This is a genomic window from Kitasatospora sp. CM 4170, assembly GCF_032110285.1.
Classification (GTDB): domain Bacteria; phylum Actinomycetota; class Actinomycetes; order Streptomycetales; family Streptomycetaceae; genus Kitasatospora; species Kitasatospora aburaviensis.
The window spans coordinates 3,874,651-3,897,595 of the sequence record NZ_CP134877.1 but is presented as its reverse complement, the minus strand read 5'-3'; the positions used below and the strand labels follow the sequence as shown (position 1 = coordinate 3,897,595).

Genomic DNA, 22,945 nt, shown 5'->3' with positions numbered 1-22,945 from the left:
CGACGTTAGGCCCGGCGCGGTTGATGCGTCCAATGCATGATCAGCCGATAATGCATACGCGAATGCATGAGCAGAGCCGGGCGAGGGGAAGGTGGCACGGAGATGGCCGAGGGCGAACCGGAGATCGAGCTCCCGCACCGCCCGGCCGAGTTGGGGCCGGAGCTGCCGGTCACCCAACTCGCCCCCAGGCTGGCCCAGTTCGCCGCCGTGGCACGGCTGGAGCACGTGACGCAGGCGGCCGCGCTGCTGGGCATGCCGCAGCCGACGCTGTCCCGGTCGGTGGCCCGGTTGGAGGCGGAGCTGGGGGTCGACCTGCTGGCCCGTCAGGGTCGGACGGTCCGGCTGACCCGGGCCGGCCGACTGCTGCTGGCCTCGGTGGAGCGGGCGCTGGCCGAGGTCGAGCGCGGCGCGGAGGCGGCCCGGGCCGAGGCCGATCCGGCCACCGGACGGGTGGCGTTCGGCTTCCTGCACACCATGGGGACGGACGCCGTCCCGGCGCTGCTGCGCGACTTCCGGGCGGCGTACCCGCAGGTGCGGTTTCAGCTGGTGCAGGACTACGTCGGTGCGATGCTGGAGCGGCTGCGCGCCGGTGAGCTGGACCTCTGCCTGGTCGCACCGGTGCCGGACGGCGACCCGGCGCTGGTGGCGCGGCGGCTGGACGAGCAGCGATTGCACCTGGTGGTGCCGGTCGACCACCGGCTGGCCGGCCGGCGCCGGATCCGGCTGGCCGAGGTGGCCGAGGAGCCGTTCGTCGGGCTGGAGCGCGGGTACGGGCTGCGGGCGATCACCGACGGGTTCTGCGAGGAGGCCGGGTTCGTGCCGCGGATCGCCTTCGAGGGGGAGGAGGCGGAGACGCTGCGCGGCCTGGTCGCGGCCGGCCTGGGGGTGGCGCTGCTGCCGCCCGCGCTGGTGCCGCGGCCCGGGGTGGTGGAGCTGGAGGTCACGGCGCCGCGCACCCGGCGGGCGATCGGCCTGGCCTGGGCGGCGGGTCGGCCGGCGACGCCGCCGGTGGCGGCGTTCCGGGACTTCGTCCTGTCGCGGCGGGGGCGGCTGCTGCAGCACGACTGACCGGGGCGCTCCGGGGCGGGGCCCGTTCCCGGGGCGGGGAGCCGGCCGGCCCGGCCCTGCGCCTGTTCCTGCCCCGGGCTCCTGCTCCGGCTCCGGCTCCGGCTCCGGCAACCGGCCGGTTACGGGGTAACTGGCCGGTAGGGAGCGGGGTTCGTCCGATCGGTGGAATTACCGGTGCACATTGGCCGAACCAGCCGTGTGGACGGTGGCCTGTCTACGCGCGTAGGAGCTACACTCCCGCAATGGAGAAGCAGATCCCTGTCACCACCGCGGGCACCGGCCCCCGAATCCCCACCCCCGAGCAGATCGCCCGCGCCCCCAAGGTGCTGCTGCACGACCACCTGGACGGCGGGCTGCGCCCCGAGACCGTGGTCGAGCTGGCCGCCGCGGTCGGCTACGAGGGCCTCCCCACCACCGACCCGAAGGAACTCGGCGAGTGGTTCCGCGAGGCCGCCGACTCCGGCTCGCTGGTCCGCTACCTGGAGACCTTCGCGCACACCTGCGCGGTCATGCAGACCCGCGAGGCCCTGATCAAGGTCGCCGCCGACTGCGCCGAGGACCTGGCCGCCGACGGCGTCGTCTACGCCGAGGTCCGCTACGCCCCCGAGCAGCACCTGGAGGGTGGCCTGACCCTCGACGAGGTCGTCGAGGCCGTCCAGGAGGGCTTCCGCCTCGGCGAGCGCAACGCCCGTGACGCCGGCCACCGCATCCGCGTCGGCACCCTGATCACCGCGATGCGGCACGCCGCCCGCTCGCAGGAGATCGCCGAGCTGGCCAACCGCCACCGCGACAGCGGCGTGGTCGGTTTCGACATCGCGGGCGCCGAGGCCGGGTACCCCCCCACCCGCCACCAGGCCGCCTTCGACTACCTCAAGGGCGAGAACAACCACTTCACGATCCACGCGGGCGAGGCCTTCGGCCTGCCGTCGATCTGGGAGGCTCTGCAGTGCTGCGGCGCCGACCGGCTCGGCCACGGCGTGCGGATCGTCGACGACATCACGATCAACGAGGACGGCAGCGTCGAGCTCGGCCGACTGGCCGCGTACGTGCGCGACAAGCGCATCCCGCTGGAGATGTGCCCGACCTCCAACCTCCAGACCGCGGCGGCCACGTCGTACGCCGAGCACCCGATCGGGCTGCTCAGCCGGCTGAAGTTCCGGGTGACGGTCAACACCGACAACCGCCTGATGAGCGGCACCAGCATGAGCCAGGAGTTCGGCCACCTGGTGGACGCCTTCGGCTACACCCTGGGCGACATGGAGTGGTTCACGGTCAACGCGATGAAGTCGGCGTTCCTGCCGTTCGACGAGCGGCTGGCGATGATCAACGACGTGATCAAGCCGGGCTACGCCGAGCTTAAGGCGGAGTGGCTGTTCAGCAGCGGCTCCTGAGGTCGCACGGTGGCCGGTGCCGCGGGGTGCCGGCCGATGCCGACCCGAACGCCTGGTCGGATGAACGCCGCTTTCTCGCAAGGGAATTGGCGTTCATCCGACTACCCACTCGTGTGGGTTAACAGCCTTTGATCCTCGTGCGATCCACTCACTACGGTGTGCCAGTCATCGCCGACCGGTCGTGGCGGCGGAACCCGCCGTCCGGCCGCGGACGTCGGCCACCGACGAGGATCCAAGGGGACGAACATGAAGCAGGCCAAGCTCAAGGCCGCCGGCACTGCCGCGCTGGGTCTCGCCATCGCGGCGGTGGGCGCCGGCAGCGCGTCGGCCGACCCGGTCGCCGCCGGTGGCCTCGGGTCTCCCGCCGGCCTGGTGAGCAACCCGGCCGTGACCGGTGCGGTCGTCGACACCGCCGGCAAGCTGCCCGGCGGCGACAAGGTGACCGGCACCCTGGGCACCCTCGCCCCCACCGCCGGCCAGGCCCCGGCGGCCGACGCGGCCCCCCGGGCCGCCGTGCCGAGCGTGCCGGGCCTGGACAAGACCCCGCTCGGCGGGCTGACCGGCGCCCTCCCGCTGCCGGGCCTCGGCGGCTGACGCGTTCCACCTCGCATGGCGGGCCGCCCGCACCCCGGTGCTCCCGGGGCGCGGGCGGCCCGTCGTCGTCGTGGGGGGCCGTGAAGCCGAAGGCCCGGCCCCCAACGGTCACGGCTCCTGGGGGAGCACCAGCCAGAGCGCCAGGTAGATCAGGAACTGCGGGCCGGGCAGCAGGCAGGAGGCGAGGAAGATGATCCGGACGGTCCACGGGGACAGGCCGAAGCGCTCGGCGATCCCGGCGCAGACGCCGGCGATGACGCGGTTGTGGCGGGGGCGGGCGAGGCGGCTCATGGCGTTCTCCGTGTCGTAGCGCCTGGGGCCGGTCTCTCCGGCTGGCGTACTTCCATGCTCCGCCGTCGCGGCCGCCGGATCCTCAGCCTGGATGGCGATCCCGCCCCGGAGCTCCGTCACCGGGAAGACGGACGTGGTCTCGGGGTTCACCTCAGGGACGCCCCGGAGGCGTTCGCCGGCGGGCGGGCCGTCGCGCCACGGTGGATCCGTTCGTCGGGCGGGGTGGGAGTCGAAGAGGTCGACTTCCCGTGCGGCGGCACGTGCAGCGCGGGCGCGCTTGCCTCTGCCCCTGGGACAGGGGCCAGAGTGACGGCATGCACGAGGACTTGATCGGCATCGGCGAGCTCGCGACCCGCACCGGGCTGAGCCACAAGGCCCTGCGGCTGTACGGGGACCGGGGGCTGCTGCCGCCCGCGCACGTCGATCCGCGGACCGGGTTCCGCCGCTACCTCCCGGAGCAGGTCGAGCGCGCCCGCCGGATCGCGCTGCTGCGCGCCGGCGGGATGCCGCTGGCGCTGATCGCGGGGGTGCTCGACCCGGGCGGCGCCGAATCGGTCGGGCTGCTCGACGCCTACTGGCGGGCGGAGCAGTCCGTGCACGAGGCCCGCCGGGAGGCGGTGGGCTACGCCCGAGAGGTCCTGGCCGGAAGGAATCCGCAGATGTACGAGATGGCCGAACGCGACGTACCCGAGCAGAAGGTGCTGTTCGTCCGGCGCCATGTCACGGTCGGGGACCTCCTCGACTTCCTCGGCGAGGCCACCGACGCGATCTTCGCCCACATGCGGACGACCGGTGCCTGCCTGTCAGGGCCGCTCTTCGCCGTCTACCACGGCATCGTGAGCGACGACTCGGACGGCCCGGTCGAGGTCTGCGTCCCGACGATGAACACGGTCGAGCCGGTCGGGGAGATCGGGGTCCGGATCGAGCCCGCGCACCGCGAGGCGTACACGGAACTGGGCAAGAAGCACCGGGACTTCGCGACGATGGTGGGCGTGCACGACGCGGTGCTCACCTGGATCCGCGAGCAGGGGTACGAGCGCATCGGCGGCTCGCGCGAGGTGTACTACCCGAACTGGGAGACGGCCGAGGAGGGCGAACACGTGGCGGACGTCGCCGGGGTGGTCACCGTCGCGGGCGCGGAGGTCTGAGCCCCGCGTGATCGGGGTGCGTCTGTGCCGGAAAGCCGAGCCGATGGCGGCTCGGCCCCCCGGGCGGCGTTGAGCCGGGCAGACGCCGGGACGGAGGGCCGACCAATGGATGGCAAGGATGCAACCGGAGGACCGGCCGCGCGATCGGCGCCGACTTCCTAGGCGGGGTTGAGGCGGGCGGGGTGCCAGGTGGTGTTCCGGCCGGCGGCCTCGCGGTAGGCGATCCGCTGGACGGCGGTGAGCAGGCGGTAGAGGTTGAGGGCGGCGTCGGAGTGGTCGGCCTCGAAGCCGAGGCGGTGGACGAAGGCTTCGAGCTGCGGCCAGTCGAAGTCGTCGGGCGCGGGTGGCACGGGTGCGCCGCCCGTGTGGGCGTTGAAGGCGGCGGCCACGGCGTAGTGCGTGGCGGCGAGGGCGTTGGCGAGGAGGGGGTCGGGCATGGGCGTGCTGCCTTCGGGAGGGACCGTCAGTCGGGAGGGGTGTCGCTGTCGTCGGGCCGGTGCACCTTGAGGGCGGTCACGACACCGAGGGCGACGGTGAGGATCGCGAGCGCGAGAAGGGCGATGAAGGCGGTGGCGACGAGGAAGGCGGCGGTGCCGGTCCTCATCGGGTGATGCCGATGACGCGGTGGCCGAGGTGGGCGGCGAGGGTGTGGAGGAGGTCGTGGGCCTGGTCGCGGGTGAGGGGGAGCGCGAGGTGTTCACCCGGGGCGGCGTGGACGTCGAGGTCGACGGCGACGCGGAGTTGGAGGGCGGCGTCGGGGACGTGCTCGACGGTGAGGTAGGCGGCGGTGGTCCGCTCGGTGTGGATCGCCTCGGTGACGAGGGGGATCAGGACGCCCATGCCTGTGACCTCCGCGTGGGCGTCCGGCGGCGGTCGCGGCTCACGCGGCGGCGTCCAGCTCGAACCAGACGGATTTGCCGATCTTGCGCGGGTCCGCGCCGAACCGGTGGGTGAGCGAGCGGACCAGGTGCAGTCCGCGGCCGGAGAGTTCGTAGGGGGTGGAGGAGGCGCGGGGCTCGGGGAGGACGGGGCTGTCGTCCGTGACCGAGACCCGGAGGGTGCGATTGAGGAGCAGGACGACGACGAGGGGCGCCTGACTGCCGGCGTGCTTCCACGCGTTGACGAAGAGTTCGTGCAGGGCGAGTTCGGCGTCCGCGATGGTGTCCGGCGGCCAGTTGGAGAGGGTGAGGGCCTCGCGCAGCTCGTGGCGGGCGGAGGACCAGTCGGGAGGGTTGAAGGCACGCACGAAGAACCTCCGGGGGAGGAAGGGGAGTTCGCGACGGGGGCGTGACCGTGAGCCAGGCCGCACATGGCTGCTCTGCGGCGCCCGAAAGGCATTACTGACGCTCCGTCGTGTGATCGGTGCAACACTGAGAGTAGGGGCTTGTGTGGCAGAGTTGCAAGCCGATCGCTGGGTCTCCTCCCGCTTCGTGGTGGCGTCATATGCGGGTTCTGCGCGAGACTTCGCAGACAAGGAAGGACAGCTGTGGGATACAAGGGGCCGATCAGCCAGAGGCAGCGTCGATTCGGCGAGGAACTGCAGGGGCTGCGCGTAGCTGCAGGTTTGTCGGCTGCAGAGGCCGGCGCACTTGTGGGGATGGGCGGTCCGGCGGTGAGTCACACCGAGGCCGGCCGGATCACCTTGAACGCTGAGCGGCTTGAAGTCTGGCTTGACGCCTACGGATGCACCGATCCCGCGTACCGGGCCACGCTTGCAGAGATGAGCCGTAGTGCGGGTAAGGGCTGGTGGAGCGAGTACGAGGGCAAAGTGCCTGCACTCGCGCTGGACCTTGCCGAGGCTGAGGACCGTTCGGTCCGGCTGGCGAACTACGAGATGCTCTACATTCCTGGTGCCCTGCAGTTGCAGGGCTACGCCGAGGCGATCTTCGAGGACTCCGAAGGGGATTGGGATATCGCGGATGCGGTCCGGTTCCGGATGGCGCGGCAGCGGATCCTGGACGAGGGCAAGGAGTTCCACTTCGTCATCCACGAGGCTGCGCTGCGGATGCGTTTCCCTGGCGATGCGGTGATGAGGGCCCAGTTGCTTCATCTGATCGACATGGCTGCGCGCCCGAACGTCACCGTTCAGGTACTTCCGTTCACTTCCTCGAAGAAGCCACCGAGTCCCAACTCGTTCTTGTTCTGCGAGCCCGGTTCCGTGGACCTGTCCACAATCATCGTGGACGGTCCTCAGCGGGCCGAGCACTATGGAGATCCCGCGAGCATCACGGCTTATCGTCGGAGGTTCGAACAACTGAAGGATCTGGCGCTACCTGCAGTCGATACGGCGGGGCCTCGGAGCGGAGCGGCGTCGCGCGACTCATGGGGGATCCTCCAGCACCTCCTCTACCTGCTCCAAGTCTGAAAGGCCTGCGATGTCCGAAACCACTTGGCAGAAGTCGTCATTCAGCGGGGGCGACGCCGAAAACAACTGCCTCGAACTGGCGGCCTCTGAAACCGGCGACCTGCGCCACCTCCGCGAGTCGGACGACCCGAACGTCATCGTCACGACCAGTGCCCCGAAGCTCCGCGCCTTCATCCTCGGAGTGAAGGCCGGCGAGTTCGACCACCTGGTCTGAGCGTCGAAGTGGGCTGCATCGGGCCGCAGCCCGATGCAGCCCACTCAGGGCGTCGAGACGTGATCGTCTGCTCGTGAATGCGCTTCGGGTCATCCTGAAGCCGGGAGGAGAGGGAGAGCGTGCAACCACCGGCACGTGAGGCGTTGGCCGTGGCTCGGAAGTCGGCCGTTCACCTTGAGATGCGCGACAGTTACATGCGCGACGACCCTTCCTTCATCGGCTGGCAGCGAGGTCATCGTCCGGACCGGGCGGACCGGGGTTCCTGGTGGCTGTCCTGGCACGATGTGGTGAGCGCGGCCGTAGCCCGGGGCGTCACCGTGAGGCGTGCGCGCATCGTGTCCGAGCCGATCAGCGACTACGTCCGGTACGAGTATGACGGAACCTTCGCCAACCTGGCCGCCGGAGAACTCGTACGCTGGTTGCCCAGGCGGCAGACACGCGATCTCGCCCTACCGGGAATGGATTTCTGGCTCTTCGACGACGAGACGGTGCTCTTCCACCACTTCACCGGCGAAGGTCAACTCGATGTCGACGGTCGCGAGTACGTAACCGACAACGTCCTGGCGGAACGGTGCGGCTCGGCGTTCGAATCGGTGTGGGAGCGGGCGATTCCGCATGAGCGGTACCGGCCGCGCTGAGCGACGAGCTCACCTTGATCGCGACGGCTCCGGACGCGATGTGGTGAGCCGTAACTCCGTTGCGCGGGTCCTTGTACCCCACCTAGCCTCTCCTGCAACGCGTCGAGGGAGACGAGTACCCCCGGGACCCGTGAGCCGAGAGAGCCGCCGGTAGCTGTGAAGGCGGTCCCGCGCCCCGGGGGGAAGACACTCCTGAGTGCGGGGAGGAAATGCCCCGCCGGCCGGCCCCCGTCATCGGGCCAGCGAACGAGGCCGCCGTTACACCGACAGCGGCGGCGAAAGTGCGGTGGCACCGCGAGTCCCCTTCTCGCCCGCACTCCCAAGGGATCATGACGACGCCCCTGGAGGGCCGCGATGATCCACCCGACGACCGCCCGCGTCCTGGCCGCCGAACTGCCCGGCCACATCGGCGAGTCCATCGAACTCTGCGGCTGGCTGCACCGTCGCCGCGCGCTGAAGTCCGTCACCTTCCTGGTCCTCCGCGACCGCTCGGGGCTCGCCCAGGTGGTCGCCGCCGAGGGGGAGGCCGACATCCCGGAGGAGACGGTCCTGCGGATCCGCGGCACCGTCACGGCCAACCCGCAGGCCCCGAACGGCGTGGAGCTGACCGGGCCCACCGTCGAGCTGCTCTCCGGCCCCGCCGAGGCGCCGCCGTTCAGCCTCTACCGCCCGACCGTGCCCGCGACCCTGCCGGTCATCCTCGACGGCGCGCCCGTCACTCTCCGGCACCCACGCCTCGCCGCCCCGCACCGGATCTCCGCGGCCTCCGTGGCCGGCTTCCGGGCGGTGCTCGACGGGCTCGGCTTCACCGAGGTCCAGACGCCGAAGGTGGTCTCCTCGGCCACCGAGTCCGGCGCCGAGGTCTTCGCCCTCGACTGGTTCGGCCGGCCGGCCTACCTCGCGCAGTCGCCGCAGTTCTTCAAACAGGCCATGGTCGGCGTCTTCGAGCGGGTCTACGAGACCGGACCGGTCTTCCGTGCCGAGCCGCACGACACCACGCGCCACCTCGCCCAGTACACCAGCCTGGACGCCGAACTCGGCTTCGTCACCGACCACCGCGACGTGATGGCCGTCGTCCGCGCGGCCGTAGCGGGCATGGTGGAGGCGGTGGCGGCCCGGGCCGCCGCGGCCGTCGAGCTGCTGGACGTGGAACTGCCCGTCGTCCCGGCCGAGATCCCGCAGATCCACTTCGCCGAGGCGATGCGGCTGCTCGGCGCCGACGAGCCGGACCTCGCTCCCGCGCACGAGCGCTGGCTCGGCGAGTGGGCGCTGCGCGAGTACGGCAGCGAGTTCCTCTTCGTGGTCGGCTACCCGATGCGCAAGCGCCCGTTCTACACCCACCCCGAGCCAAGCCGGCCGGAGTACTCCAACAGCTTCGACCTGCTCTTCCGTGGCCTGGAGCTGGTCACCGGCGGCCAGCGGCTGCACCGGTACGAGGACTACCTCGGCGCCCTCGCCGCCCGCGGCGAGTCGCCGGAGCCGTACGCGGCGTACCTGCGCTCCTTCGCGCACGGCATGCCCCCGCACGGGGGCTTCGCCCTCGGGCTGGAGCGGTGGACGGCGCGGCTGACGGGGGCGGACAACATCCGCCGCACCACCCTCTTCCCGCGCGACCTCCACCGCCTCACACCGTGAGGAGCCCGACGTGCCCCGGCCCCGACGGGCCGGGGCACGTCGGGGCCGGGGTGCTGCCGGGGCGACCGGTCAGACGGACGGCTGCTGCGGCGCCGGCGGCTGGGCCGCGGCCTGCGGCGGGACCGGCTGCGCACCCTGCGGCGCGTTCGGGTTGTACGGCACGGCGCCCTGGTACGGCGCAGTGCCCTGGTACGGCGCGTTCGGGTTGTACGGCACAGCGGACGGGACCGGCTGCGGGGCCGGGGCGCTACGCGCCATCAACGCCTTGACCGAGTTGGCGATCAGCACCACCGGGAGGATGAACGCCTGGAAGAACAGCCGGTACTCACCACCCTCGAAGACGAACGCCAGGTAGTAGGCGTAGCCGGCGAACGCGAGGCCGGCGATCACGTTGACGGCCCGCCAGCCGCCACTCAGCGAGCCGCTGACGGCCCCCAGGACGACCATGGCGATGCCGCTGACGGCCAGCAGGACGACGTACCAGGAGAAGAGGGGCTCGGCGCTGAAGTCGAGGTTCACGGAGATCCTGTGGAGTGAGGATGAACTACTGATGGGGACGAGGGCGCACAGTACTGGAGTCCACCGACAGCCGGCCTCCCCTTTTCCCCGCGGTACGGTCGGTGGACCGCGCGCAGGTGCACGCGGATCGGCCCGGGACGACGGCAGGGGTGGGCGAGTGGCGGACTACGAGGTGCTGCGGGTGTTCTGCGGGCCCGGCGGTGAGCACGGGAACGAGCTGGGGGTGGTGCGCGACGGCGCGGCCGTGCCGGACGAGGCGCAGCGCCAGGCGTTCGCCCGCGAACTCGGCTTCAGCGAGACGGTGTTCGTCGACGATCCCGAGCAGGGCGCGATCGACATCTACACCCCCGGCCTGCGCCTCCCCTTCGCCGGCCACCCGTGCGTCGGCGTCGCCTGGCTGCTCGGTGCGGACCGGCTGGTCACCGCGGCCGGCACCGTCCGGGTGCGCCACGAAGGCGAGTTCACCAGGATCGAGGCCCGCCCCGAGTGGGCGCCGGCCCGGACGACCCGGCAGTACGGCTCGGCGGCCGAGGTGGCAGCGCTGGAGGTCCCGCCCCCGGGCGAGTGGATCTACGCCTGGGCCTGGCAGGACGAGCCGGCCGGCACCGTTCGGGCGCGCGCCTTCCCCGGGCGCGGGGACGGCGTCGAGGAGGACGAGGCCACCGGCGCCGCCGCCCTGCTGTTGACCGCCGAGCTGCGGCGGGACCTGACGATCACCCAGGGTCGTGGCTCTCAGCTCGTCACGGCGGTCCGGGACGGCGGCTTCATCGAGGTGGGCGGCCGGGTGCGGCGGGCCTGAGACGTCCGGGAGGCGAGGGGCGGAACCCGCGGACGGGCCTCAGCGCACGGGCGAGGAGACGGGGTCGGCGTAGACGGCCGCCGGGGCCGCGGGGGCGGGCGATGCCGGAGCCGGGCCCACCGGCCCGGACGGTGCCGTCCGGGCCCGGCGGGGCCGGTGGGCGGAGCGCTGGAGCAGCGAGCGCGAGACGGGGACGATCGTCAGGTGGGTGGCGGCCACGCCGACTACCGCGAACAGGATCCGGTCGACGTCGAGGACGTGGCCAGGCGTCCAGGAGGCGAGGAACTCCAGGGCGGTGGCCAGCAGGGCCGAGGCGCCGGTGGTGCGGAGGAAGGACGGGAACCAGCGGGCGTGCAGCCGGCCGCCGGCCAGCGGGAGCAGGAGGCCGAGCGGGGCCAGGAGGAACAGTTCGCCGAGCACCTGCCAGGCGGTGGCGAAGCGGAGCGAGGCCATCGGTGTCAGGTTGGCGTCGTAGACCCAGGCCACCGGCAGCGGCCTCAGCACCAGCCAACCGGCCAGCGCCAGATGGACGGTGAGGGCGAAGAGCCCCGCCAGGCGGAAGGGGCGGTGGACGCCCGTCGTGGGCCGGGTCTCGGTCCGCACGCCGGAACGCTCGTCGCGTGTGCTGGTGCCATGTCGCTGCACGGGGGGAAGGACGTGAGCCGGTGGCGCATCGGTTCCACGCCCGGCGCGAACATTCCGGCGCGCCCCCGGAAGGCCGTCCGGGGGCGCGTTGACGGGTTTACCGGCAGGTCGCCGTGGCCGTCGCCGAGGGCATCGCGCTGAACGCGTTGTCCGCCGGCGGGGTGGACGCCTTCGGGGTCGGCGACAGCGTCCCCGACGGGGTGGCCGACGGAGCCGCCGACGCGACCGCCGACGGCGACGGGCTCGCGCCCGCCCTGGCCGGCGGCGCGCCCTGGACCGCCGGCGCCGGAGCGGGCGCCGAGGGCGTGGCGGGGGCGGTGGGTATGTGCACCGCGGTCGGGCAGGCGGTCCGGCTGGCCGGCGCGCCCGCGTCCACCGGGACGGCGGTCGGGCGGATCCCGCAGCCGGTCGCCAGCGCGAGCAGCAGCACCGCGCCCGCGGCGGGGCGCAGCAGCGGGCGGAACGACGTGGCGGCGCTCACTGCGCACCCTCCTCGGTGGCGGCGTCCGCCGGCGGGGGCGGCGGGGTCAGCGGCAGCGTCAGCGTGAACACCGCTCCCACCTCCCCGTTGGCGGCCGTGATCGTCCCCCCGTGGATCTGCGCGTTGGCCATCGCGATCGACAGGCCGAGCCCGCTGCCCTCCGACCGCGCCCGCCCCTTGTCGGCCTTGTAGAACCGGTCGAAGACGTGCGGCAGCACGTCCTCCGGGATGCCCGGGCCGCTGTCGGAGACCGCGACGACGACCACACCGCCGCCCTCGCGGGACTCCTCGCGGACCTTCACCCGCACCGGCGAGCCGCCGTGCTTGAGCGCGTTGCCGATCAGGTTGGCGAAGACCACGTCGAGCCGGCGCGGGTCGACCACCGCCCGGATGCCGCGCGGGGCGTCCACCTCGACCGCGTCGTACCAGGCCCGGCCGTCGATGCAGGACATGATCAGGTCGGCGATGTCCACCTCGTCGGCGACCAGCTTGGCCGTGCCGGCGTCGAAGCGGGTCACCTCCATCAGGTTCTCCACCAGGTCGGACAGGCGCCGGGTCTCACTGACCACCAGCCGGACGGCCGGCTCGATCATCGGGTCCAGCGACTCCGCCTCGTCCTCCAGGATGTCCGTCACCGCGGTCATCGCGGTCAGCGGCGTCCGCAGCTCGTGCGACATGTCGGCGACGAACCGCCGGCTCTGCGCCTCGCGCGCGCTCAGCTCCTCGACCTGCTCGTGCAGCGACTCCGCGGTCCGGTTGAACGTCCTGGCGAGGTCGGCCAGTTCGTCCGAGCCCTCGACCTCCAGCCGGGTGTCCAGGTGCCCCTCGCCGAGCCGGCGGGCGGCCTCGCCGAGGCGCCTGACCGGGCGCAGCACGGTCGCCGACGCCGCCTGGGCGAGCAGCGCCGAGCCGATCAGCGCCAGCAGCGTGGCGATCGCCAGCGACCAGCCGAGCGTGTTGAGGTCGGCCCGCTCGTTCTCCAGCGACTTGAACATGTACGCCGTCGGGCCGGTGGGCACCACCTTGGTGCCGCCGATCACGAACGGCCGGCCCTCCAGGTTCTGCCGCTGCCAGTACAGGTGGTACGGGTACGGGTTGCTCTCGGTGACCTCGCGCGGCTTGGCCACCGTGTCCTGCAGCTTCGCCGGGACGTTGGCCAGCGTGAACCCCATCGGGTTCGACGAGGCGGTGCAGTCGGGCCGCGCGGGGTCGCTGACCACCACCTCGTAGTTGAGGCCGCTGCTGGCGACGCTGGTGGCGAGCTTGACCAGGTCGTCGCAGGTCGCGTTCAGCGGCAGCTCGGAGACGTTGCGGCTGAGCGAGACCCGGAAGTCGTTGAGGGCGGTGTCCTGGGCGCGCTTGAGCACCGCGTCGCGGTTGAGCCAGTACGCGATGCCGGAGGCCGAGACGGCGGTGGTCAGTGCGACGGCGGCGAACACCGCGATCAGCCGCACCCGCAGGGAGCGCAGCCGTCGCCACGGGCCTGATGAGAACCGGCTGGTCATCGTCTGGTGGTCAGTCACGGGAGCCTGTCGTAGCGGAAGTTCAGGAGGGTCGGGGTATCAGGGCGGGCGGGCGGTCGGCGGCGCTCACGCGGGCGGGTCCAGCCGGTAGCCGACCCCGCGCACGGTGCGGATCAGCGTCGGCGCCGAGGGGACGTCCTCGACCTTGGCCCGCAGCCGCTGCACGCACGCGTCCACCAGGCGGGAGTCGCCGAGGTAGTCGTGCTCCCAGACCAGGCGCAGCAGTTGCTGGCGGGAGAGCGCCTGCCCGGGCCGGCGGCTGAGCTCCAGCAGCAGCCGCAGCTCGGTCGGGGTGAGCTGGAGGTCCTCGCCGTCCTTGGTGACGGTCATCGCCGCCCGGTCGATCACCACGCTGCCGTAGGCCGAGGAGTCCGAGCTCTCGCGCTCGCCGCGGCGCAGCACGGCCCGGATCCGGGCGTCCAGGACGCGCGGCTGGACGGGCTTGACCACGTAGTCGTCCGCACCGGACTCCAGGCCGACCACCACGTCGATGTCGTCGGACCGGGCGGTCAGCAGGATGATCGGCAGCTGGTCGGTCCGCCGGATCCGGCGGCAGACCTCGAAGCCGTCGATTCCGGGCAGCATGACGTCCAGCACGATCAGGTCCGGCCGCTGCTCCTTGAAGAGCCTCAGACCGTCCTCGCCGGAGGCGGCGGTGGCCACTTTGTGGCCCTGGCGGGTGAGGGCGAGTTCGAGGCCGGTGCGGATGGCGTCGTCGTCCTCGATCAGAAGGAGGAAAGGCACGGCCTCATTCTGGCTCACCCGGAGCGGCGAATCACCCCCCGGCACCGGTCACCGCCCGGGCGGGAACCGGAATGTGCGCCACCGGCGTCCGTGAGGGCGGGTGGGAGTGCGGGACGAAAGGCCCGGCCCTGTGACACCCCTGTGACAGTCGGCGGACAGGCCCATCACAACCGGCGGGCAGGATTTTCCATGTCGCCGCAGGACAGCGGGCCAACCGGCCGGCTGGAGGGCGGCAACAGGAACCGCTCGTACCGACCAAGGGGGCGCACGATGAACGCCACGCTTCAGACCCGGACCAACCCGGCTGTCCGCACCGCGCGTTCGTCCGCGACCACCCACCGGACCCGGTTCGAGGTCAGGACCGACGAGGCCTCCGGTGCCGTGACCGTACGGGGGTGCGCGCACAGCACCGGTGGAAACACTGCTGCCTGCCGGGTGAGCGGCGGCAGCAGGCAGGGGGAGCTTCACGGAATCGGCCGGATGGGGAGTGCGGTCGACTCCGCCAACACCCTCACGCTGCGGGGGATCCTCCCCGTCCGCGTCGAGGGCAAGGACGCCCTGGGGGGGAACGGGGGAACCCGGGGGATCGGGGGGAGCGGTCTTCGGACGGTCGATTCGGGGGAATCGGCCGGCCGCGAGGCCGCGGGCGCGACGCTGCTGCGGCTGAACCCCGCAGCAGCCCGCGCCACCGAGGCGGGACAGGGAGGCGCGCAGGGGGAGCACCCGGCCGTCGCGGCGGACCACACCAACGAGTTCACCGCGTACGTGCGCGAGCGCCGCGCCTCCCTGTACGCCACGGCGTACCACCTCACCGGTGACCGCTACGAGGCCGAGGACCTGCTGCAGAGCGCGCTCTTCAGCACCTACCGGGCCTGGGGCCGGATCACCGACAAGGCCGCGGTCGGGGGCTACCTCCGCCGCACCATGACCAACCTGCACATCTCCGCCTGGCGGCGCCGCAAGGTCAGCGAGTACCCGACCGAGGAGCTGCCGGAGACGGCCGGCGACACCGACGCGATGGGCGGCACCGAGCTGCGCGCCGTGCTCTGGCAGGCGCTGGCGAAGCTGCCGGAGAACCAGCGGACCATGCTGGTGCTGCGGTACTACGAGGGCAAGACCGACCCGGAGATCGCCGACGTGCTCGGCATCAGCGTCGGCACGGTGAAGAGCAGCATCTGGCGCGCCCTGCGCCGGTTGCGCGAGGACGAGCACCTGAACAAGTCGGGCGACACCGCCCGTGCGTTCGGTGAGCTGGTCGCGTAACGGCGACCGGCCGGCCGCGGGGGAGCGGCCACGGGAACTCCCGTCGGGGGACGGGTAGCGGACGGTCAGCGGATTGGTGGCGCCGGCTCGGGGGAGCGGCGCCGCCGGGGGAGTCCTTCGGCCGTCCAGGAGGGACGACGGGCCCGGTGCGGGGGAGACGCACTGGGCCCGTCGTCGTTCGTCGTACACGGGCCCGGCGCGCGTCCGGGGGAGCGCGGGAAGCGGCCTTGGAAGCGGGGAGCGGCGCCGCTCAGACCGCGGAGTACTCCGTCGCCCAGGCCGCCGCGGTGATCCGGCGCGCGGCCTCCGCCCCGGCGCACGGGTACGAGCCGAGCGCCACCTGGCGCTCGACGATCGAGCGCTCGGCGCGCATCAGCCGCCAGCCGCGGCGCACCAGCACCGGCAGCGACTTGCGGCCCTCGCGGACGTCCCGGCGCAGTCGGCGCCAGGCGGTGGTGAGGGCGCCGTTGCGCAGGCAGAGCGCGTCGCCGAGCAGGCCCTCGGCGGCGCACTCGGCGGTGATCTCGGCGGCGAAGATGCCCTCGGCGATGAACGCGGGGGCGCCGGCCAGGTCCAGCACCCGGGTGTCGATCCGGCCGTTGTCCGGGATCGAGTACACCGGGACGTCGGCGCGGCCGGTCTCGTACAGGCTGCGGATGGCGGCGACGGCCTGGTCGCGGTGCCAGGCGAGCGGGGAGTCCCAGTCCACCGCGCCGTCGGGCAGCAGCGGCAGGGTCGGGTCGTCCCCGTCCTTGTAGAAGTCGTCGAGCTGGAGCACCGGCAGGCCGCTGCGCTCGGCGAGCGAGGACTTCCCCGAACCGGAGGGACCGGACAGCAGGACCACCCGGGCACGGGTCGTCGGCACAGGGTTCAGCGGGGAGTCACTCACGAGACACCAGTCTGACGCATCGGGACCCGATGCCGAAACCGGGCGGTTCAGCCTTTCCGAACGGACCGGGGATCGGTGAGGGCGGCCCGGACCAGCGGCAGGTACCGGCTGTCGACCTGGAGGTGGACCGGGTGCTCGTCGCCGGGCGGCAGGTAGGCGGTGGCGGCCCAGTCCTGGCTGTGCCAGGCCTCGGGCTCGGGCTCGTGGAAGGTGCCGCCGCAGGCCAGTTCGATGTGGCCGAGGACACGCGAGTCGAAGTCGACGCGGGCGGCTCCCGGGGTGATGCGCAGCCGGCCGTTGACGTACCCGTCCGGTTGGCCGGGCCGGCCGGAGCGGGCCGAGCAGGGCACCCGGACGGGCCGCCCGGCGGCCAGGCGGCGGCGGGTGCGGGCCACGTGCAGTCTGCGCAGGAACCCGTCCGCGAACAGTGCCGTCAGCTCGGCTGCGAGCTCCCCCACGGCGCCCTCCCTCTCGATCGTCTCCGGTACGGGAGATTCTTCCCGGGCCGGATCCGGGCCGGGATCCCCGAAAGGCGGAACCGCGCGGCGACGAAAGTCGACGGACCCGCACCAGGGGGGGAGAGGTGCGGGTCCGTCCAATGACCGTCCGGGCCCTGGGGGGGAGAGGGCACTGGGGACGGCCAGTCTGTGGAGTTGTTACTCAGCGGGTGACGGGAACGGTCAGATCCCCATCGGGTGCCAGACCGTCTTCGTCTCCAGGAACGAGAGTAGCCGGTCGGTACCGGGCGCATTGGTCCAGTCCTGGGCGAACGGGTCCAGCTCCGGACGGACCACCCGCTTCAGGGTATCCGCGGCAGAGGCCTCCAGGACACCCGCCGCGCCGGGTCCGTCGGCGGCGATGGCCCCGGTGAGGTCCAGCGCGTTGACGTCCTGGTGCGAGGCCAGGGTCGGCGCGATGTCGGCGGTACGGCCGGAGATGATGTTGACCACGCCGCCGGGGACGTCCGAGGTGGCGAGCACCTCGCCCAGCGACAGGGCCGGCAGCGGGGCGTCGGCGGCCGCCGCGACCACCACGGTGTTGCCGGTGGCGATGGCGGGCGCGATCACCGAGACCAGGCCGAGCAGCGAGTGCCCGTAGCCGGCCTGCGGGGCGACGATCCCGACCACGCCGGTCGGCTCCGGGGTGGAGAGGTTGAAGTACGGCCCGGCGACCGGGTTGGCCCCGCCCGCGATCTGGGCGACCTTGTCGGTCCAGCCCGCGTACCAGACCCAGCGGTCGATCGCCGCGTCCACCAGGGCGGCGGCCTTCTTCGGGCCGACGCCCTCGGAGAGCGCCACCTCGGTGGTGAACTGCTCGCGCCGGCCCTGCAGCATCTCGGCCACCCGGTACAGCACCTGGCCGCGGTTGTACGCGGTGGTGCCGGCCCAGCCCTTGACCGCGGCACGGGCCGCGAGCACGGCGTCACGGGCGTCCTTGCGGGTGCCGAGCGGGGCGTTGGCGAGCCACTCGCCCTTGGAGTCCGTCACCTCGTACACCCGCCCGCTCTCGGACCGCGGGAACTTCCCGCCGACGTACAGCTTGTAGGTCTTGAGGACGTCAAGACGCGTCACGACATCAGACATCGAGGTAGGCCTCCAGACCGTGGCGGCCACCCTCGCGGCCGTAGCCCGACTCCTTGTAGCCGCCGAACGGCGAGGTCGGGTCGAACTTGTTGAAGGTGTTGGCCCAGACCACGCCGGCCTTGAGCTTGTTGGCCATCCAGAGGATCCGCGAGCCCTTCTCCGTCCAGATGCCGGCGGATAGGCCGTACGGGGTGTTGTTGGCCTTCGCGACCGCCTCGTCGGGGGTGCGGAAGGTCAGCACCGACAGGACCGGGCCGAAGATCTCCTCCTGGGCGATCCGGTGGGCCTGGCTGACGCCGGTGAACAGGGTCGGCTTGAACCAGAAGCCGGTGCCCGGCAGGTCGCAGGCGGGCGACCAGCGCTCGGCGCCCTCGGCCTCGCCGGCCTCGGTCAGCGCGGTGATCCGGGCCAGCTGCTCGGCCGAGTTGATCGCGCCGATGTCGGTGTTCTTGTCCAGCGGGTCGCCGACCCGCAGGGTGGCCATCCGGCGCTTCAGGGCGTCCAGCAGCTCGTCCTGGACCGACTCCTGGACCAGCAGGCGCGAGCCCGCGCAGCAGACGTGGCCCTGGTTGAAGAAGATGCCGTTGACGATGCCCTCGACCGCCTGGTCGATCGGCGCGTCGTCGAAGACGATGTTGGCGGCCTTGCCGCCCAGCTCCAGCGAGAGCTTCTTGCGGGTGCCGGCCAGCTGCTTGGCGATCGCCCGGCCGACCGGGGTGGAGCCGGTGAAGGCGACCTTGTTGACGTCCGGGTGCGCGGTGAGCGCGGCACCGGTGCGGCCGTCGCCGGTGACGATGTTGACGACGCCCTTCGGCAGGCCCGCCTGGCGGCAGATCTCGGCGAAGCGCAGCGCGGTCAGCGGGGTGGTCTCGGCCGGCTTCAGCACGACCGTGTTGCCGGTGGCCAGCGCCGGGGCGATCTTCCACGCCAGCATCAGCAGCGGGAAGTTCCACGGGATGACCTGGCCGGCCACGCCCAGCGGCTTCGGGCTCGCGCCGAAGCCGGCGTAGTCCAGCTTGTCGGCCCAGCCCGCGTAGTAGAAGAAGTGCGCGGCGACCAGCGGCAGGTCGACGTCGCGGGTCTCGCGGATCGGCTTGCCGTTGTCGATCGACTCCAGGACGGCGAGCTCGCGGCTGCGCTCCTGGATGATCCGGGCGATCCGGAACAGGTACTTGGCGCGCTCGCCGCCCGGCAGCGCCGACCAGTCGGCGAAGGCCTTGCGGGCGGCGGCGACGGCGCGCTCGACGTCCTCGTCGGTGCCCTGGGCGAACTCGGCGAGCACCTGCTCGGTGGCCGGGTTGACCGTCTTCAGGGCCTCGCTGCCGGAGGAGTCGACGAACTCGCCGCCGATGAAGTGGCCGTACGAGGTGGCGATGTCACCCGCGGCGGCGGGCGACTCGGGGGCGGGGGCGTACTCGAAGAGGCCGCCGCGAGGCTCGGTCGCGGGCTCTTCGGTGATCTTCTTCTTGGCCATGGTGATCAGTCCACCGTCACGTAGTCGGGACCGGAGTACCGTCCGGTGGTCAGCTTCTGACGCTGCATCAGCAGGTCGTTGAGCAGGCTGGAGGCGCCGAAGCGGAACCAGTGCGGGGTCAGCCAGTCGTCGCCGAGCGTCTCGTTGACCATCACCAGGTACTTCATGGCGTCCTTGGTGGTCTTGATGCCGCCGGCGGGCTTCACACCGACCTGGACGCCGGTCTGCGCGCGGAAGTCGCGGACCGCCTCCAGCATCAGCAGGGTGACCGGCGGGGTCGCGTTGACGGCGACCTTGCCGGTGGAGGTCTTGATGAAGTCGGCACCGGCGAGCATCGCCAGCCACGAGGCGCGGCGCACGTTGTCGTACGTCTGCAGCTCGCCGGTCTCGAAGATCACCTTGAGGTGGGCGTAGGTGCCGTCCGGGCGCTTGCACGCCTCCTTGACGGCGACGATCTCGTTGAAGACGTCGAGGTAGCGGCCGGAGAGGAAGGCGCCCCGGTCGATCACCATGTCGATCTCGTCGGCGCCGGCCGCGACCGCGTCGGCGGTGTCGGCGAGCTTCACCGGGAGGGCGGCGCGCCCGGCCGGGAAGGCGGTGGCGACGGAGGCGACCTGGATGTCGGTGCCCTGCAGCGCGGCCTTCGCGGTGGCGACCATGTCCGGATAGACACAGATGGCGGCGACGCGGGGGGTGGTCGGGTCGGTGGGGTCGGGGGTCCTGCCCTTGGTGCAGAGTGCGCGCACCTTGCCGACCGTGTCCGCGCCCTCCAGCGTGGTCAGGTCGATCATCGAGATGGCGAGGTCGATGGCGTACGCCTTCGCCGTGGTCTTGATGGAGCGGGTACCGAGAGTGGCGGCACGCGCCTCCAGGCCGACCTGGTCGACGCCGGGCAGGCCGTGCAGGAAGCGGCGGAGCGAGGCCTCGGACGCCGCGACGTCCTGAAGACCGCTGCCCGCAACGCCGAGGGCATTGGCTGCAAGAGTGGACATAGTCACCAGACCAGCATATCTACGCGCGTAGTCAACCGCTAGGGCCGCGACCTTTCGATGCCGGACCGATATCTGCGAACCCCTCCCGCCCCACTCGCCACCCCTGTGGATCGGCCGGGTCATGCGGCAGAATCGTCGACATGACCGAATCCGACGGCAAGCCCCACCAGGGCCCTGCCGGTTCCGCCGACGAGCCCGTGTACGCCGACCGCGTGTACCGCTCCATTCCCGGGGTGATCTCCGGTGTGCTGTTGCTGGCCGTGGCCGCCTGGCTGATCGGGGACGCGGCGCTGACCGGGAGCGGGAAGACGCCGTACGTGGCGCTGGCCGCCGTCCCGGTGTTCGCCTTCCCGGTGATCGCCTACACCCTGCGGCCGGCCGTGCTGGCCAACGACCGCCGGCTGGTGGTGCGCAACCCGCTGCGGACCATCACGACGCCCTGGGCCTCGGTGGACGCGCTGCGCGCCGGGTACTCGGTCGAGCTGCTGGCGGACGGCCGGAAGTTCCAGGTCTGGGCCGTCCCGGTCTCGCTGCGCCAGCGCAAGCGGGCCAACCGCGTCCGCGAGCGCGGCACCGAGCACGTCTCCCGGCTGGGCATGGTCGTGGGCAAGCAGCCCACCCCGGTGGTGACCGGTGCGCCGGACCCGACCCGCGCCTGGTCCGACCAGGTCGTCGGGATCCTGCAGGAGATGGCCGAGCGGAACTCCGCCCGCCCCGACGCCACCGGCCCGGTGACCGTCTCGTGGTGCTGGTGGATCATCGCGCCGACCCTGGTCGGCCTGGTCGCTCTGATCACCGTGATCGCGGTCTGACCCGCAGCCGCACCCGGGTCCCGTCCGGCCGGCCCCGCCGGGCGCGCGACGGGCCCGAGCACCGAAGGGGCCCGCCGTTCCCACGGCGGGCCCCTTCGTCGTCGGCGCGGGCGCACCCCGCGGCGCCGTCAGGCGTCGATGCCCGCGGCGGTGGCGAGGTCGCGCTTGATCGCGGCGAGCAGCTCGGCGGCCCGGTCGCGGGCGCCGGCCAGGTCGGCGGCGGAGGCGACCGGGAGGACGACCTCCAGGTAGCACTTCAGCTTGGGCTCGGTGCCGGACGGGCGGACCACGATCCGGGCCGAGCGGACGGCCTCGCCGGCCAGGTAGTAGCGCAGGCCGTCGGTGGGCGGCAGGTCCGGGGAGCCGGCGGTGAGGTCGTCGGCCCTGGTGACGGTGAGCCCGGCCAGCACGGTCGGCGGCTGCTCGCGCAGCGTCCGCATCGCGTCGGCGATCAGCGAGAGGTCCTGGACCCGGACGGAGAGTTGGTCGGTGGCGTGCAGGCCGTGCTCCAGCGCCAGGTCGTCCAGCAGGTCGTTCAGGGTGCGGCCGGACTGCTTGAGGGTGGCGGCCAGCTCGGCGACCAGCAGGGCAGCGGTGATGCCGTCCTTGTCGCGCACGCCCTGCGGGTCGACACAGTAGCCGAGCGCCTCCTCGTAGCCGTAGCGCAGGCCGTCGGCGCGGGCGATCCACTTGAAGCCCGTCAGCGTCTCGGCGTAGCCCAGGCCGGCCGCCTCGGCGATCCGGCCGAGCAGGGTGGAGGAGACGATGGTGGTGGCGAAGGTGCCGGCGGCCTTCTTGGCGACCAACGCGGCGCCGAGCAGGGCGCCCACCTCGTCGCCGCGGAGCATCCGCCAGCCGGTGCCGTTGCCGGACCCGGCGGCGTTGCCGTTGGCCGGGACGGCCACCGCGCAGCGGTCGGCGTCCGGGTCGTTGGCGATGACGATGTCCGGGCCGGTGGCGGCGGCGGTGCGGAAGGCGAGGTCCATCGCCCCCGGCTCCTCCGGGTTGGGGAAGGCCACGGTCGGGAAGTCCGGGTCCGGCTCGGCCTGCTCGGCGACCACGGTCGGGGCCGGGAAGCCGGCCCGGTGGAAGGCGGCCACCAGGGTGTCGCGGCCGACGCCGTGCATCGGGGTGTAGACGACCGAGAGGTCGCGCGGGCTGTGCTCGTCCACGATCGACGCGGCGCGGGCCAGGTACGCCTCGACGACCTCCTCGCCGACCACCTCCCAGCCGTCCGCGGCCAGCGGGACGTCGGCGAGCGCGCCGATCGCGTCGATCTCGGCGGCGATCCCGGCGTCGGCCGGCGGCACGATCTGCGAGCCGTCGCCCAGGTAGACCTTGTAGCCGTTGTCCTGCGGCGGGTTGTGGCTGGCCGTCACGGTGACGCCGGCGGCCGCGCCCAGGTGGCGGACGGCGAAGGCGAGCACCGGGGTGGGCAGGGCGCGCGGCAGCAGCGCGGCGCGCAGGCCGGCGCCGACCACCACGGCGGCGGTGTCGCGGGCGAAGTCGTACGACTTGTGCCGGGCGTCGTAGCCGATGACGACCAGGTCGCCCAGGTTCTCCCTCTTCACGTACGCGACCAGGCCGGCGGCGGCCCGGATCACCACCGCGCGGTTCATCCGCATCGGGCCCGCGCCCAGCTCACCGCGCAGGCCGGCGGTGCCGAACTGGAGGCGGTCGGCGAACCGCTCGGCCAGCTGGGACCAGGCGAGCTTGCTCTCGGACTCGGCCTCCGGACCCTCGGCGGCGGCCAGCAGCGCGGCCAGCTCCTCGCGGGTCTGCGGGTCGGGGTCCTCGGCCAGCCAGGCCCGCGCGCGGGCGAGGAGGTCGGTGGTGGGTGCCTGCGTCATGCCAGCTCCGATGGAAGAGGTTCCGCA

27 protein-coding genes are annotated in these 22,945 nt (G+C 72.6%); 11 read left to right on the top strand and 16 right to left on the bottom strand.

Annotation, left to right across the window (positions count from 1 at the left end; all coding sequences use genetic code 11):
- Window positions 1–102: 102 nt before the first annotated feature.
- From RMN57_RS16265 to RMN57_RS16255, 3 genes are all read left to right on the top strand, one after another.
- On the top strand, window positions 103–1,068 hold the full coding sequence (locus tag RMN57_RS16265; RefSeq protein ID WP_313764107.1) for a LysR family transcriptional regulator: 966 nt from the start codon (window positions 103–105) through the stop codon (window positions 1,066–1,068).
- Window positions 1,069–1,310: 242 nt separating this feature from the next.
- Window positions 1,311–2,459: an adenosine deaminase gene (locus tag RMN57_RS16260; protein WP_313764106.1), complete on the top strand. Its 1,149-nt coding sequence runs from the start codon at window positions 1,311–1,313 to the stop codon at window positions 2,457–2,459.
- A gap of 246 nt (window positions 2,460–2,705) precedes the next feature.
- On the top strand, window positions 2,706–3,053 hold the full coding sequence (locus RMN57_RS16255) for an ATP-binding protein (RefSeq protein WP_313764105.1): 348 nt from the start codon (window positions 2,706–2,708) through the stop codon (window positions 3,051–3,053).
- A gap of 108 nt (window positions 3,054–3,161) precedes the next feature.
- Here RMN57_RS16255 and RMN57_RS16250 read toward each other — a convergent pair whose 3' ends face one another.
- Window positions 3,162–3,344, bottom strand: a complete 183-nt coding sequence (locus RMN57_RS16250) for a PspC domain-containing protein (protein ID WP_313764104.1) — start codon at window positions 3,342–3,344, stop codon at window positions 3,162–3,164.
- 314 nt (window positions 3,345–3,658) lie between these two features.
- On the opposite strand from RMN57_RS16250, the gene RMN57_RS16245 reads away from it, so the two are divergent.
- On the top strand, window positions 3,659–4,492 hold the full coding sequence (locus tag RMN57_RS16245; protein WP_313764103.1) for a MerR family transcriptional regulator: 834 nt from the start codon (window positions 3,659–3,661) through the stop codon (window positions 4,490–4,492).
- 158 nt (window positions 4,493–4,650) lie between these two features.
- Here RMN57_RS16245 and RMN57_RS16240 read toward each other — a convergent pair whose 3' ends face one another.
- The 4 genes from RMN57_RS16240 to RMN57_RS16225 are packed head-to-tail and all read right to left on the bottom strand — an operon-like array spanning window position 4,651 to window position 5,738.
- Entirely contained in the window at window positions 4,651–4,929 is a 279-nt protein-coding gene (locus tag RMN57_RS16240) for a hypothetical protein (RefSeq protein WP_313764102.1), read from the bottom strand.
- Between the two features lie 26 nt (window positions 4,930–4,955).
- Window positions 4,956–5,096 (bottom strand): hypothetical protein, encoded by a 141-nt coding sequence (locus tag RMN57_RS16235; protein WP_313764101.1) that lies wholly within the window; start codon window positions 5,094–5,096, stop codon window positions 4,956–4,958.
- Entirely contained in the window at window positions 5,093–5,332 is a 240-nt protein-coding gene (locus RMN57_RS16230; protein WP_313764100.1) for a hypothetical protein, read from the bottom strand. The genes RMN57_RS16235 and RMN57_RS16230 overlap by 4 nt, the downstream gene beginning before the upstream one ends.
- Window positions 5,333–5,372: 40 nt before the next feature.
- Window positions 5,373–5,738, bottom strand: coding sequence for an ATP-binding protein (locus RMN57_RS16225; RefSeq protein ID WP_313764099.1), 366 nt, complete (start codon window positions 5,736–5,738; stop codon window positions 5,373–5,375).
- A 240-nt stretch (window positions 5,739–5,978) separates the two neighbouring features.
- Between RMN57_RS16225 and RMN57_RS16220 the strand changes: the two genes are divergently transcribed.
- The 4 genes from RMN57_RS16220 (at window position 5,979) to aspS (ending at window position 9,344) form a co-directional block, all read left to right on the top strand.
- Entirely contained in the window at window positions 5,979–6,857 is an 879-nt protein-coding gene (locus tag RMN57_RS16220; RefSeq protein ID WP_313764098.1) for a helix-turn-helix transcriptional regulator, read from the top strand.
- A 10-nt stretch (window positions 6,858–6,867) separates the two neighbouring features.
- Window positions 6,868–7,071, top strand: a complete 204-nt coding sequence (locus RMN57_RS16215; RefSeq protein ID WP_313764097.1) for a DUF397 domain-containing protein — start codon at window positions 6,868–6,870, stop codon at window positions 7,069–7,071.
- 149 nt (window positions 7,072–7,220) lie between these two features.
- Complete coding sequence (locus tag RMN57_RS16210) at window positions 7,221–7,709, top strand: DUF6879 family protein (protein WP_396327936.1); 489 nt, start codon at window positions 7,221–7,223, stop codon at window positions 7,707–7,709.
- A gap of 354 nt (window positions 7,710–8,063) precedes the next feature.
- Window positions 8,064–9,344 (top strand): aspartate--tRNA(Asn) ligase, encoded by a 1,281-nt coding sequence (gene aspS, locus RMN57_RS16205; protein WP_313764096.1) that lies wholly within the window; start codon window positions 8,064–8,066, stop codon window positions 9,342–9,344.
- Between the two features lie 69 nt (window positions 9,345–9,413).
- Here aspS and RMN57_RS16200 read toward each other — a convergent pair whose 3' ends face one another.
- Complete coding sequence (locus RMN57_RS16200) at window positions 9,414–9,863, bottom strand: hypothetical protein (protein WP_313764095.1); 450 nt, start codon at window positions 9,861–9,863, stop codon at window positions 9,414–9,416.
- 157 nt (window positions 9,864–10,020) lie between these two features.
- On the opposite strand from RMN57_RS16200, the gene RMN57_RS16195 reads away from it, so the two are divergent.
- Complete coding sequence (locus RMN57_RS16195) at window positions 10,021–10,662, top strand: PhzF family phenazine biosynthesis protein (protein ID WP_313764094.1); 642 nt, start codon at window positions 10,021–10,023, stop codon at window positions 10,660–10,662.
- A 39-nt stretch (window positions 10,663–10,701) separates the two neighbouring features.
- Here RMN57_RS16195 and RMN57_RS16190 read toward each other — a convergent pair whose 3' ends face one another.
- The 4 genes from RMN57_RS16190 to RMN57_RS16175 all read right to left on the bottom strand — a co-directional run bounded on the left by RMN57_RS16190 (window position 10,702) and on the right by RMN57_RS16175 (window position 14,055).
- A complete protein-coding gene (locus tag RMN57_RS16190) occupies window positions 10,702–11,265 on the bottom strand; it encodes a VanZ family protein (protein WP_313764093.1) in 564 nt (187 codons plus the stop codon).
- A 139-nt stretch (window positions 11,266–11,404) separates the two neighbouring features.
- Window positions 11,405–11,788 (bottom strand): hypothetical protein, encoded by a 384-nt coding sequence (locus RMN57_RS16185; RefSeq protein ID WP_313764092.1) that lies wholly within the window; start codon window positions 11,786–11,788, stop codon window positions 11,405–11,407.
- Window positions 11,785–13,293: a HAMP domain-containing sensor histidine kinase gene (locus RMN57_RS16180; protein ID WP_313767847.1), complete on the bottom strand. Its 1,509-nt coding sequence runs from the start codon at window positions 13,291–13,293 to the stop codon at window positions 11,785–11,787. The genes RMN57_RS16185 and RMN57_RS16180 overlap by 4 nt, the downstream gene beginning before the upstream one ends.
- A gap of 84 nt (window positions 13,294–13,377) precedes the next feature.
- The gene (locus RMN57_RS16175; RefSeq protein WP_148644494.1) at window positions 13,378–14,055 is read right to left on the bottom strand and encodes a response regulator transcription factor; all 678 of its coding nucleotides are present in this window, start codon (window positions 14,053–14,055) and stop codon (window positions 13,378–13,380) included.
- A 480-nt stretch (window positions 14,056–14,535) separates the two neighbouring features.
- Between RMN57_RS16175 and RMN57_RS16170 the strand changes: the two genes are divergently transcribed.
- Window positions 14,536–15,318: a SigE family RNA polymerase sigma factor gene (locus tag RMN57_RS16170; RefSeq protein WP_313764091.1), complete on the top strand. Its 783-nt coding sequence runs from the start codon at window positions 14,536–14,538 to the stop codon at window positions 15,316–15,318.
- Between the two features lie 250 nt (window positions 15,319–15,568).
- Here the strand turns inward: RMN57_RS16170 and RMN57_RS16165 are convergent, their stop codons facing one another.
- The 5 genes from RMN57_RS16165 to deoC form a co-directional block, all read right to left on the bottom strand.
- Window positions 15,569–16,207: an ATP-binding protein gene (locus RMN57_RS16165; protein ID WP_313764090.1), complete on the bottom strand. Its 639-nt coding sequence runs from the start codon at window positions 16,205–16,207 to the stop codon at window positions 15,569–15,571.
- A 47-nt stretch (window positions 16,208–16,254) separates the two neighbouring features.
- Window positions 16,255–16,665: a hypothetical protein gene (locus RMN57_RS16160; RefSeq protein WP_313764089.1), complete on the bottom strand. Its 411-nt coding sequence runs from the start codon at window positions 16,663–16,665 to the stop codon at window positions 16,255–16,257.
- Between the two features lie 222 nt (window positions 16,666–16,887).
- On the bottom strand, window positions 16,888–17,790 hold the full coding sequence (locus RMN57_RS16155) for an aldehyde dehydrogenase family protein (protein WP_313764088.1): 903 nt from the start codon (window positions 17,788–17,790) through the stop codon (window positions 16,888–16,890).
- Entirely contained in the window at window positions 17,783–19,264 is a 1,482-nt protein-coding gene (locus RMN57_RS16150) for an aldehyde dehydrogenase family protein (RefSeq protein ID WP_313764087.1), read from the bottom strand. Before RMN57_RS16150 ends, RMN57_RS16155 begins: the two co-directional genes overlap by 8 nt.
- 5 nt (window positions 19,265–19,269) lie before the next feature.
- Window positions 19,270–20,256: a deoxyribose-phosphate aldolase gene (gene deoC, locus RMN57_RS16145; RefSeq protein ID WP_313764086.1), complete on the bottom strand. Its 987-nt coding sequence runs from the start codon at window positions 20,254–20,256 to the stop codon at window positions 19,270–19,272.
- 140 nt (window positions 20,257–20,396) lie between these two features.
- Between deoC and RMN57_RS16140 the strand changes: the two genes are divergently transcribed.
- Complete coding sequence (locus RMN57_RS16140) at window positions 20,397–21,068, top strand: PH domain-containing protein (RefSeq protein ID WP_313764085.1); 672 nt, start codon at window positions 20,397–20,399, stop codon at window positions 21,066–21,068.
- A 128-nt stretch (window positions 21,069–21,196) separates the two neighbouring features.
- Here RMN57_RS16140 and RMN57_RS16135 read toward each other — a convergent pair whose 3' ends face one another.
- Complete coding sequence (locus RMN57_RS16135) at window positions 21,197–22,918, bottom strand: phospho-sugar mutase (RefSeq protein WP_313764084.1); 1,722 nt, start codon at window positions 22,916–22,918, stop codon at window positions 21,197–21,199.
- Window positions 22,919–22,945: the final 27 nt, after the last annotated feature.